The 12,131-nt window shown below is 44.5% G+C and carries 11 protein-coding genes; 8 read left to right on the top strand and 3 right to left on the bottom strand.

Annotated features, from left to right (window positions below):
• Positions 1-8 precede the first annotated feature (8 nt).
• The 4 genes from rsxG (at position 9) to ACOJR9_RS05795 (ending at position 3,736) form a co-directional block, all read left to right on the top strand.
• Positions 9-674 (top strand): electron transport complex subunit RsxG, encoded by a 666-nt coding sequence (gene rsxG, locus ACOJR9_RS05810; protein ID WP_420936062.1) that lies wholly within the window; start codon positions 9-11, stop codon positions 672-674.
• Complete coding sequence (locus ACOJR9_RS05805) at positions 671-1,363, top strand: electron transport complex subunit E (protein WP_420935395.1); 693 nt, start codon at positions 671-673, stop codon at positions 1,361-1,363. The genes rsxG and ACOJR9_RS05805 overlap by 4 nt, the downstream gene beginning before the upstream one ends.
• 63 nt (positions 1,364-1,426) lie before the next feature.
• Positions 1,427-2,167 carry an endonuclease III domain-containing protein gene (locus tag ACOJR9_RS05800; RefSeq protein WP_420935394.1) on the top strand — a complete coding sequence of 247 codons (741 nt, stop codon included), beginning with the start codon at positions 1,427-1,429 and terminating at the stop codon, positions 2,165-2,167.
• A 162-nt stretch (positions 2,168-2,329) separates the two neighbouring features.
• A complete protein-coding gene (locus ACOJR9_RS05795) occupies positions 2,330-3,736 on the top strand; it encodes a M20/M25/M40 family metallo-hydrolase (protein ID WP_420935393.1) in 1,407 nt (468 codons plus the stop codon).
• Between the two features lie 527 nt (positions 3,737-4,263).
• Here the strand turns inward: ACOJR9_RS05795 and cspE are convergent.
• The gene (gene cspE / locus ACOJR9_RS05790) at positions 4,264-4,476 is read right to left on the bottom strand and encodes a transcription antiterminator/RNA stability regulator CspE (protein WP_032094499.1); all 213 of its coding nucleotides are present in this window, start codon (positions 4,474-4,476) and stop codon (positions 4,264-4,266) included.
• Positions 4,477-5,034: 558 nt separating this feature from the next.
• Here cspE and gloA point away from each other — a divergent pair.
• Both gloA and glpQ read left to right on the top strand, forming a co-directional pair.
• Complete coding sequence (gloA, locus tag ACOJR9_RS05785; RefSeq protein ID WP_420935392.1) at positions 5,035-5,418, top strand: lactoylglutathione lyase; 384 nt, start codon at positions 5,035-5,037, stop codon at positions 5,416-5,418.
• Positions 5,419-5,486: 68 nt separating this feature from the next.
• On the top strand, positions 5,487-6,575 hold the full coding sequence (glpQ, locus tag ACOJR9_RS05780) for a glycerophosphodiester phosphodiesterase (RefSeq protein WP_420935391.1): 1,089 nt from the start codon (positions 5,487-5,489) through the stop codon (positions 6,573-6,575).
• 8 nt (positions 6,576-6,583) lie between these two features.
• Here glpQ and ACOJR9_RS05775 read toward each other — a convergent pair whose 3' ends face one another.
• On the bottom strand, positions 6,584-7,390 hold the full coding sequence (locus ACOJR9_RS05775) for a flagellar protein MotY (RefSeq protein WP_420935390.1): 807 nt from the start codon (positions 7,388-7,390) through the stop codon (positions 6,584-6,586).
• A 570-nt stretch (positions 7,391-7,960) separates the two neighbouring features.
• On the opposite strand from ACOJR9_RS05775, the gene rnt reads away from it, so the two are divergent.
• Together rnt and ACOJR9_RS05765 are read left to right on the top strand one after the other, a co-directional pair.
• On the top strand, positions 7,961-8,599 hold the full coding sequence (gene rnt, locus ACOJR9_RS05770; protein WP_420935389.1) for a ribonuclease T: 639 nt from the start codon (positions 7,961-7,963) through the stop codon (positions 8,597-8,599).
• 192 nt (positions 8,600-8,791) lie between these two features.
• The gene (locus ACOJR9_RS05765) at positions 8,792-8,986 is read left to right on the top strand and encodes a bacterioferritin-associated ferredoxin (RefSeq protein ID WP_032094496.1); all 195 of its coding nucleotides are present in this window, start codon (positions 8,792-8,794) and stop codon (positions 8,984-8,986) included.
• 86 nt (positions 8,987-9,072) lie between these two features.
• Here the strand turns inward: ACOJR9_RS05765 and ACOJR9_RS05760 are convergent, their stop codons facing one another.
• Positions 9,073-11,964 (bottom strand): TonB-dependent receptor plug domain-containing protein, encoded by a 2,892-nt coding sequence (locus ACOJR9_RS05760; protein ID WP_420936061.1) that lies wholly within the window; start codon positions 11,962-11,964, stop codon positions 9,073-9,075.
• Positions 11,965-12,131: the final 167 nt, after the last annotated feature.

Below are 12,131 nucleotides of genomic sequence, written 5' to 3'. Positions count from 1 at the left end.
TAAATAGCTTGATTAAAGATAGCCTGATTAAAAACGGTGTAATGTTAGGTAGCTTCGCGATTGTGACTACCGCACTTATTGCCGTGACCTTTTTCGGTACGAAAGACACTATTGAAGAACAAAAAAGACGCAAGCTTTTGAGTGTACTTAATGAAGTAGTACCAAGCTCACTACACACTAACCCGCTCTACGCCGACTGTACGGTAATTGATTCTGACGCTCTAGGCCCGGGCAACCATGCAATTTACCGAGCACGCCAAAACAATCAACCCAGCGCTCTAGTGGTTCAGGCTACTGCACCTGATGGATATAGCGGCAACATCGACATGGTTATTGGCGTTGATGTTAATCTCAATGTATTGGGCGTTCGCGTTGTTGAACATAAAGAGACCCCAGGGCTTGGTGATAAAGTAGAGCTCGCCATTAGCGACTGGATAACATCATTCGCAGGAAAAGGGTTTTCTAGTGAAAACCTAGTGCCATGGCAGGTAAAAAAAGACGGTGGTGAATTCGACCAATTCACAGGAGCAACGATAACCCCACGAGCGGTGGTTAATGCAGTTAAAAATGCGCTAATTTATGTGGAAGAAAATCAGACTCACTTATTTGATGCCCCTAACCAATGCCAAATAGGTACTGATATAGATGCCGACAGTCAGGAGCAGCCATCATGACAGATTTTCGCGATTTATCCCTTCAAGGACTATGGAAGAATAATCCGGCGTTAGTACAGCTTCTTGGGCTGTGTCCTTTACTTGCCGTTACCTCCACCTTTATAAATGGGCTAGGGTTAGGCTTGGCGACCATGCTTGTTCTTATCGGCAGTAACGTTACTGTATCGCTTGTGCGTAATATCGTGCGCAATGAAATCCGTATCCCTGTGTTTGTTATGATCATCGCCTCTTTTGTGACGATTGTTCAGCTACTTATGAACGCTTACACCTATGATTTGTACTTAGCGCTGGGAATATTCATCCCTCTCATTGTCACTAACTGCGCCATTATTGGCCGAGCAGAGGCATTTGCTTCCAAAAATCCCCCTCTCGCCTCTGCTTACGACGGCGTCATGATGGGACTTGGATTTACCGCAGTTCTCGTAATTTTAGGCGGCCTAAGGGAAATTTTAGGTGCAGGTACTTTGTTGACCGGCGCCGATAGACTATTCGGTGAGGTTGCTCAGAACTGGGCAATCACGCTATTTGAAACGGATAGCCCTTTTTTGCTGGCCATTTTGCCACCCGGTGCGTTTTTAGCCATGGGGCTATTAATCGCGGTGAAAAACATGATAGACACGAAACTCGCCGAAAAGGAGACAATACCGAAAGCGAAAGCTGAGCGAGTGAGAATTACCGCAGAAACATAGCCATCAGCGGACTATTGCGTAAAAAGAATTCAGGTTAACAACAATTATTAAGAGAGCACATTCATGGGTGACGCTGTAAAAACATTGTCGAAACAAGAAAAAGTCCAAGCTATCATGGATATTCTCGACGAACTTTACCCAGAAATCCCCGTGCCCCTTGACCATACCGATCCCTACACGTTACTAGTCGCCGTATTGCTCTCAGCACAATGTACCGATGAACGGGTTAATCAGATTACACCAACGCTTTTCGCCAAAGCAGACAATCCTTTCGATATGGTTAAAATGAGCATTGAAGAAATTCAGAATATTATAAGACCATGCGGCCTATCGCCAATGAAATCAAAAGGTATTTGGCACCTCTCTGACATGATTATAAAGCAGCATGATGGCAAGGTTCCTCAAGATTTTGCTGCGCTTGAAGCTATGCCAGCCGTGGGCCACAAAACCGCGTCCGTAGTCATGTCTCAGGCGTTTGGCGTACCTGCATTCCCGGTGGACACACACATTCATCGCTTAATGTATCGCTGGGGTTTATCAAATGGCAAAAGTGTTGAGCAAACTGAGCGTGATGCAAAACGTCTATTCCCAAGAGAGAAATGGAACGACCTTCATCTACAAATTATCTTTTACGGCCGTGAGTACTGCCCGGCAAGAGGCTTTTCTTTAGACAGATGCCTAATAACCAGAGAGTTCGGGCGAAAAAGTTTCATCAATGAAGTGCTCAAAGAGCAGGAAAAAAAGAAAACACTTGCCGCTAAGAAGAAAGCCAAGCCGGTTAAACGTAAAGCGCAGACTCAGTGAGTAACCTGTCTTCTAAAATCCCATTCTTACAGCAAGCAATATCGACTTTCATCTCACAGTCGCTATGATTGAGTAACGCTGCAAACTAATAGCACGAAAGCGTGTTGACCTAGAAACGATAATAGAAATCACAAAATTGCAAAACGAGAACTTGGAGATGTCATGCTACGACTTAAAGCAGTAACACTGAGTGTGTTGATGGGGGTGTTGAGTTCATCCTTACTAGCCGCTCCCTCCCCTATCACTGAAACTCAAAAAGAGACCGCTGAAAAACTCATACAAACCGCCCTGAAAAGTAATATGGGCTATGACATAGTCACATCGCTCACTACCGAAGTAGGTCCGCGATTAGGTGGCTCAGAAGCCGAAGCGCGAGCAAGAGACTGGGGGGCCGAGCTGGGAAGAGAATTAGGCTTTGATAGGGTATCAATAGAAGAGTTCACTATGCCCTTTTGGGATCGTGGCCACTTGCATATTACTCTTACCTCTCCTTATCAACAGCCGCTTTATGGCACAGCCCTAGGCGGAGCTGCGCCAAGCGAGAGTGAAGTTAATGCCGATGTAGTCTATTTTCGCGACATCCATGCCTTGTCAGATATCAAAGACTCAGAGCTTAAGGGAAAAATTGCCTTTGTTGATGGCGATGCTATGGTAAAAAGCCAAACTGGTGCTGGCTATGGACAAGCTAATCAGCGCCGACGCATTGGATGGCAACATGCCGAGCGTGGTGGAGCAAGTGCCCTTGTTGTACGCTCAGTGGGCTCTGACTCCCATCGTTTTCCCCATACAGGCATGATGAGCAAAAACGGCGACAAGTGGGCAAACATACCCGTTATTGCTGTATCTAATCCAGATGCCGACCACCTTCGCCGCCTTCATCAAGCTAACAAACCGTTATCTATATCGCTTCACAGTGAGTCCAAATGGAAAGGTGAAGTGAGCAGTGGCAATGTAATCCTCGATATTGTTGGTAGTGAAAAGCCAGAAGAGATTGTTCTTATTGGCGGACATTTAGACAGCTGGGATCTGGGCACAGGTGCGGTTGATGACGGTGCTGGTATTGCTATTACTACCGCAGCGGCAGCGCTGATTGCTAAGCTTCCGAAGCGACCTAAGCGGACGATACGCGTTGTTATGTTTGGCGCTGAAGAAGTGGGTCTATTAGGCGCTTTTGCCTATGCCAAACAACACGAAGCCAACCTGGCTAATCACGTAGTGGCCACCGAGTCAGATTTCGGCGCGCAAACAGTCTGGCAGTTAGTATCAAATGTAAACCCAGACGCAACACAACTCGTGGACGATATCGCTAAAATATTATCACCATTAGGCATTATTCGAGGCGGTTCTGATATCGCAGGCGGAGGCCCAGATATTATTCCATTAGCAGCAAAGGGCGTACCCACTATCAGATTGAATCAAAATGGTCGTGATTACTTTGACTTACACCATACACCTGATGACACGCTGGATAAAATCAATCCTGACGAGCTCGCGCAAAACATTGCAGCGTATGCAGCCAGTATCTATCTCTTGGCCGATACAGACGTAGACTTAAAAGGCGCAAAATAGCATTAGGACACGAGATAACAGTTAACACGGACGTTGGCTGTTCTATTTCGCGGTTTCTCTTATGCGGTTTTTCTTACGCGGTTATGCCTACGAGCTTTTAGTTACGCGCTTCTAACACGGGCTTTTTGGAAATTTGGCTTGTGAGTGTGTATTAAGCACTTTTCTCGAGCTAGGCTTGCTAATCAAATACGAGTTTAATCAACACTGAAAGCGTTATGAAAAGTTTAAAAGCCAATCAAGGTAGGCTCTAGTTTCTTTTTTGGAGCTGAATTCAATATGACGTTTACTGTCTACTTCGGTAAAAGCAATGCTATTTTTGTAGACTGAAATATTAGAAATTGGAGTTTGTATTGGGGGATTTTTTATAGATTGGATATGCAAATTAATTACTTCTTTTATCATTATTATGTAGTTGTTTTTAGTATTCCTTTTGTGGTGAGCAATTGGTAGTAAGAAATTTAAAAAACTTTGTAATAGGCTCTCGTAAGAGAGCCTATTCACTTCAAAGACTTTAAGCGTCTTTTAGCTTATCGAACAACAACGTTTGCTGCTTGTGGGCCTTTTTGACCTTGTTCTACTTCGAAGCTTACCGCTTGGCCTTCAGAAAGAGTCTTGAAACCGTCAGAAGCGATTGAACGGAAATGTACGAATACGTCTTTACCGCCGCCGTCTTGAGTTAGGAAACCAAAACCTTTTTCTTCGTTAAACCATTTTACTGTACCGTTTACAGAATTAGACATAATATATACCTTTTAAAAATTGATGTTTAAGTGGTGAAATCACCGATAGCGATAGACATAAACGAGCTAGTAAAGCAGATGTATATCTATATAAAACTTCAATTGAAGGAATAAAAGAGTGGTACAAAGCAGTAATAGGTAAAGCGTAAAACATATCTAAAGCCCGCGTAAGATACATGCAAAGCATGGGCATGTCTAACTTTTTCACCATTGATTAACCATCCTTACTCAAAAAAAAGCCAAGAAAAAGAGCAAGCGACTGTTTTAATTGGTTTTTATTGAATATTTCAACACAACTTTTATTTGATTTTTTTTCTCCTCGTTTGAACAAGTCTGTGATTTATGTTCGAAACACTTGTATTTGCGAAAATTGAGAGAAGAATAGAGAATAATAAATGCCTATCGTCAATAACCCCCCATGTTCCTCTCGACGCTGATTTAAGCAATGCAATGTAAACTGTGTCTTCAAGTATTAACAATTACCTATTACCCTTAATCAAACGTGTTTCGATAACGTATCAATGTCTTACCAATAGGCTATCTATAAAAGGAACGACTATGAGAATGCTCCACACTATGCTTCGCGTTGAAAACCTAGACGCATCACTTCACTTTTACACAAAACTAATGGGCATGCGCGTGTTGCGCCAATCTGACAATAAAGACTACGAATACACCCTCGCTTTTGTGGGTTACGGCGATGAGGAAGACTCTACTGTACTAGAGCTCACCTATAACTGGGGAGAAAATACCTACGACAAAGGCAATGCCTACGGCCACATCGCTATTGGCGTAGACGATATTTATGCATTTTGTGAAAACCTTGAACAAAATGGTGCTGATGTGTACCGCAAACCTGGGCCAGTGAAAGGCGGTAAAACGGTTATTGCTTTTGTACGCGATCCTGATGGCTATGCTATTGAGCTTATAGAGGGTCGTTAATTCAGTGTAGTACCTGCCTTTTATGAATGTAAGTACCTCTTGCGCCCACTTCTTTATGGAATATTTTAATGAACAATCGTCCCGTGGCTTTGCTTTTTTTACTTTTTAACTTATGGATGCTTTCATTTGCAGAAGCATCCCAAACAGAACGTGCTGTCATTAAGGAAGCGCCAGATAGCGAAAGCCAAAGAGCTGAATTTTTGGTCATCGCTCATCGAGGCGCTTCAGGTTACTTACCCGAGCATACTTTAGAAGCGACCACCCTAGCCTTTGCGCTCCAAGCAGATTTCATTGAGCAGGATGTGGTGATTACCAAAGATAATGTGCCTATTGTGCTTCACGACATACATTTAGAGACAGTCACCAATGTGGAAACTGTTTTTCCGCAAAGAGCACGAGAAGACGGCAGATTTTATGCTCGGGATTTTACGTTAGCAGAACTTCGCAGGCTTGACGTTCACGAACGAGAAGACAAAAGCCAAAACAGAGTGTTTCCATCACGATTTTCCGCCACGACTTCTCGCTTTAGCATTGCGACTCTTTATGAGCACTTTGATTTAATAAGCGAACTCAACCGCCAGCTTGGCAAAAACATAGGGGTATACCCAGAAATTAAATCACCTGCTTTTCACTTAGCTGAAGGAGTAGACGCAAGTCGCATTGTTATAGACGCGCTTCAAGCATTTAATTTTGACGGTGCACAAGACAACAGCTACTTGCAGTGCTTTGACTTTGATGAGGTTAAAAGAATTCGCAGTGAGTTAGGCTACAAAGGCAAAGTTGTTATGTTAATTGGCGAAAATGATTGGAAAGAAAGCAGTACTGATTACACGTGGATAAGAAGTGCAGAAGGAATGGCAGAAGTCGCTAAATACGCAAATGGTATTGGGCCTTGGGTACCTCAGCTTTTCAATCAAGACGACGCAAAGAGTAAAAAAATTGAAGCTGCAAACTGGCTAACACATGCACACAGCAACAATCTGACCATTCACCCCTATACCTATCGCCAAGATGCGCTACCTCCTAGCATGAGTGGCCTTCAGTTGTTAGATGCCCTACGCAACATAGCCAAGGTAGACGGCGTATTTACCGACCATGTCCCTCCTGTGCTAGCATGGCGTGAACAAGACCGTGCAATCGTCGATGACGCCCGATAGGCCACCGGCTATGACTTAGAAAGTCTCACTATAACTCGTCGATTTTGCGCTCGCGACTCTCTTGTGTCATTCGGCGCGATGAAACGCTTTTCGCCATGACCGGTTAGTTGAATACGATCGTTAGGTACACCAATAGCGGTAAGGTAACTTTTTACTTCATTTGCCCTTCTAATAGAGAGCTGCTCGTTATTCCAACGACCACCGTAGCTATCAGTATAACCGTCTAACAACACGAGCTCTAATTCCGCGTCCTCTTTAAGGTACTCGCCAATCATTGTGAGTCGCTTTTGCGAGTACTTAGTCAACTCAGTGCTGTTATTTTGATACGATAATACTGTGTATGCTATGTCATCGAAGCTGTAAGGGAGCAGGTTAGAAACACACTCTACAAATTGTCGGTAAACCTCGGTAAAATTACTGGCATTAAGAGCCACGCTCACCTTATCGTACTTATTATACCAATCTTGATAATAGATAGTGGGCCAAAATCCTTTTTCGAGTTCTGAAAGCATGGTCCATGCTGCATCTTGAGGTAAGTCGCCGTTATACTGCTTTCTTATTGTCATGTCTGCTATCGTCTTTGGCGCGACACCAGGCATCCATTTGGGCGGCACTGAATATACTGCCGCTACGTCAAAATGATTAGGCAGTAAATGCATATCAAGCTCGAATTCCATATTCAGCTGTTTAGACGCTATACTTGTAAACACAGCATCGCCATAACCAGGCAACTCATGATTTAACTTACATTGCAAACGTGATTCTGTTTCGACTTGCCAGTTTGACGTTTCAACTGTCGCAGAGTATTGGCGCATAGCCGAATGCGCTTCTGCAGAACTCAAGACCACGGCCGCGGTTACGATTAGCAGGCATTGGTTAAGGAGACACGTATACATCGCTTTTGTATTAATGTTCCACACTATTGTAGATATCGATAGCATAACGAAAGCCTAGAAAATGAAAATTTACACCGCAATCAAATGCGTTGTGGTACCAGTAAATGGAAACTATAAGTAGTATATCGCCCTTGGCACAAAAAAGTTTAGACGTGATTTATTAATTTACGTTTTGTGAGGGTGAATTAGCCGTTGTTGCGACTGAATTATAGCGCAAAGCTTAATTTTTAAACTCTTATACTTGACCGTTCTGCGAAGTGTTATGTAATTCTAGGCCAAACGTGTACCGAGCCTTACGTATTTCCAAGCAATGGAGAATTAGAGTTAAACAACGCTAACTCGGTAAGATTCATAGTCGTTTCAAGCGTACCGTGCTAATTCGTGCTAGCACTTGCCTTTTATCCTTGCGATAATCATGAGCTTATTGATATTGGTGTCTGCGCTAATCCTCACGACACTCCACATTCACTTGTCTTGAAAAGAGAGTCTATGTCTTCAACCGCAATGCCTACTTTATCACAACGTTTCAGAGGTTACTTTCCCGTTGTAATTGATGTTGAAACGGCTGGCTTCATCGCCGGAACCGATGCGCTTCTAGAGCTCGCTGCTGTAACGGTAAAAATGGATGAAAACGGTCTGCTGCACCCAGACGAAACTTTTCATTATCATATTCAGCCCTTTGAAGGTGCAAACCTTGAACAGGCCGCGTTAGAATTCAACGGCATCGATCCACACTGTGCGCTACGAGGTGCCATTGAAGAAAGCGATGCAATGAAAGACCTATGCAGAGGGGTTCGTAAGGCCCAAAAGAATGCCGATTGTCAGCGCTCTGTGATTGTGGCGCATAACGCCGCTTTCGACCAAGGTTTTGTCAACGCAGCGATAGCGCGATGCAATATAAAACGCACGCCGTTTCACCCTTTTGTCTCTTTTGATACCACAAGTCTTGCAGGGTTAGCTCTAGGACAAACGGTTTTGGTAAAAGCGTGTCGAGCAGCGGGTATCGACTTTGATCAAAACGAAGCGCATAGCGCGCTATATGATGCACAAAAAACCACCGAGCTTTTTTGTTATATGGTAAATCGTTACCAATCGCTGGGCGGTTGGCCCCTTGTCAGCGAAGACTAGCTTATATTGACAGTCCACCCTTCGATATTTAAGGCCGAGCCAATAAAACGCCGGAAATGACAGCATGCGATAACGCTTTTGTGACTTTCAAACACCTTGAGTTATTTTTAATGAAAATAATTCTCATCACGACTTGCCAAAATCATGAATAACAATTATTATCATTCACAGATTGGTTTGGAGTGTTCGATAATGTTTGTATGTATGTGCTACGGCGTAACCGATAAAAGTATTCGTGCTGCTGTTGAGACCAACGGTGTAGGCAACATGCGTGAATTACGAGAGCATTTAGAGCTTGGTTCTCAGTGCGGAAAATGTATTGGAATGGCACAACAAATTATTGACCAAACGATTATCGACGAATCCCTATTTAAAAACGTGGGCTAACAACCACACCTATTCTCCGACTGCTAGTTAGTGATAACTAACTTTAGGTAATGCATCAGTGCAATTGAGCATCCCTTTTTATCTCACTACTTAAATTCAAGCTCCAAACCTGCATAAAAAAAGTTGCCGTTTATACCACCTGGCGCTGTCGGCGGATATAGGGCACCAACTTCTCCCTTGAACATGTTTTCATCTGGCAAAGTGTTAAATAAGTTTTGTGCACCAACGGTAAAACGAGCTTCCTCTGACACTTGCCACGAAAACTGCGCATCCATGGTCAGTCTTGCACTACCGGCTATATCAAAGCCTGCAGATGCATCTAAGTGATCTTCATAAAATGAGCCAAAGTAGTTTAAGCGCCATGTAAACGCGAGTGACGAAATAGTCTGTTCGAGGGTAATGCTGCCCCTGTGGGCCGGCAAATTGTCCTCTAACATGCGTATCCGCGCATTGGTCAAATTTGGCGTAAGCTGAAGCGCGCCATCGACTAATGCCGGGTATAACGTCACTCGTTCTACCTGCGTATCAGTCCAGTTGTAGGCAAACAGCAGATTGTTTTGCCACTCGCCTGCTGCAAATTGATAATTTACAACAACATCAACACCCTGTGTTTTAGTATCAAAATCGTTGGTAAAATATTTTGCAGCGTTGTATTTAGCCGCATCAGGACGCCCATTAGCGACAAGTGCACTTATGTCACTATCGGTTAGCGGAATAGCTGACGTAGTGCTAATTCTATCTTCCAAGCGAATGGTAAAGTAATCGACGGTAGCGAAGAAATACTCACTGACGTGCATTACCGCCCCTACGCTAAAATTAACCGATTCTTCTGGCGTCAGCGGTGTTGCGCCAAGCTGCACAGATATTAAATCTGTAGGCGGCAGTGTGGCTTGGTCTTCTAGCCCATTAGGGCCGTAAGCCGTGGTCACGTTAATAACATTGCTCTGCCCTACTGTGGGCGCTTTAAAGCCTGTATTCACCGAGCCTCTTAAAGCAAAAAGGTCGTTAAGCTTGTAGCGCGTACTCAACTTGCCATCAAATGTAGTGCCAAAGTCACTGAAGTGCTCAAGACGTGAGGCAACACCAAATTGCAATGCTTCGGTAACGAAAAACTCAATATCGGCGTACATAGCCCAATTACTGCGGCTCCAATTTCCAGCAGACTGAGGCTGATAGCCTGGGAAACCGTTGGAGCCAATTGAAAATCCTTCGTTTAAGCCTAGCGGGGGCTCAAATGCATAAGGCCCTGCAATATATGAACTCTCATCGCCTGCTTTTTGAAAATAGGTTTCTTTGCGCCACTCTATGCCCAGGCCAATACTCACTGGGTCGTCGAATACGGTTTGAATTAACTTCGAAAAATCTAAATTTAGGGTGCGCTCTACTTGAGACACGCCGCCGGGGTTGAATGACGTAGGAGAAAGTGGACCTAAGGAGGGGTTTACCGTATTGGTAATCTCATAGTCTACATTACTGTAGCCCACACTCGCACTCACATCGAAAGCCCAGTCGTAAGGTAGTTCTTTTCTAAGTCCCACAGCCAATGAGGCGTCTTTGATAGTACCACCAAAACTTGGTGTAAAACCACCTGGATAAAATTCGTTGAACGCAAAGCAGTTTGCGCCAAGCTCTGTGCTGTTATCCGCAATCTGCTGATAGGCAGGATTTTGCAATACATCGGCATCAGTAAGGATAATTGAAGGGCACTGTATGCCAGAATCGATACCATCTAAATCGGCAATAATTAATCGCCGTACTGCGGTGTCAGCATCAATGCGGCTAAACACTCCGTCTCGAGTTTGGGGGTTGCGGTAGTAAAATCCACCCGATAGCTTTCGAGTGGCTGCGGTGACAAAACCGTATAAGGCCGTGGTGGGGGACGGATTATAGCCTGCGTTAATGGCGAGCTTTATATCGTTGTCAACATCAAGCGCGCCCCAAATTTGCGCGGGATCTTGAATAAAACGATTGCCCTGTTCCATCAGCATTACAGCGTCGTCTCGTTGCACCGAGCGCGACGTTCCGTCTTGTTGACGATATTCACCGGTGACATTCACAAATCCATTTTCACCCAATGAGAAACCACGGTTACCCTGAAATTGGAATAATGCTCCATCTCCCTCGCCATAGGCACCGGATTTCAGCGTAACACTTCCACCTTCACTATCATCTTTAAGAACAAAATTAATGACACCGGCAATAGCGTCTGAGCCATACTGCGCTGATGCGCCATCTCGCAATACTTCCACTTGTTTTAACGCATGCGCTGGAATAACTGAAATATCGGGGCCCTGTGCGCCATCACTGAGTCCGCCGCCAAGAAACGTAATTACCGCAGAGCGATGCCGCCGCTTTCCATTAAGTAAAAGCAATGTGTGATCCGAGGACATGCCGCGTAAATTAGCTGGTCTTACCAAGCTGCTTGCGTCGTTAATTGGCTGATCGTTCACATTAAGAGATGGCACCAAAACACTGAGCATTGACAGCACGTCTGCATTACCTTGAGAACTTAACGACTTCGCACTAATAATATCCAGCGGAACCGGTGAATCCACTGCACTTCTAGGCGCATTTCGTGTACCAACAATAGCGATACGTTCCAAGGCGTTGCTATTGTCAACTTGCTCTTCTTTTTTACTCTCAACAGGCTTTTTAGCAACCAAAGATGCACGTGCGCGTATGCTTAATACACCTAAATCATCAGCAATTACGGCAAGTTCGGTTCCTTCCAGCAACTGCCCTAATGCTTCACTCAGTGTGTAGGTACCGTTAAGTGAGTTAGTTTTAACTCGCTTGGCTAAATCGAAAGGAAAAAGCAGTGTGGTATTGGCCTGTTTTGCTAACTCCGTCAGCGCTTCATCAGCTGATTGAGATTGTACAGAAAACGTAAATGAGGGGGCTTCTGATAACGCGAGTGGCTCGCTATTGCTGTTAGACGGTATAGCTTGCTGAGCATGGCTAACGCTTTGCCATCCCATGCTTGAAAAGGCTATGCATATCGCCAGCGCCACTTGGCTTTTTTTCTCGCTGCTGTCATGGACGTTACGAGCAGCGCTGTCATGGCAGCCAAGATGAGCACTATGATCGGCGCTGCGACCGGTGAGTTTGCGAGCACCGCGATGAGAATCCACAGCACGAAAACGCC

Origin of the sequence: Alteromonas ulvae (assembly GCF_048987005.1) — a bacterium.
GTDB lineage: Bacteria > Pseudomonadota > Gammaproteobacteria > Enterobacterales > Alteromonadaceae > Alteromonas.
Note: the sequence above shows the minus strand (reverse complement) of the source record. Positions and strands in the feature narration are given on the sequence as shown.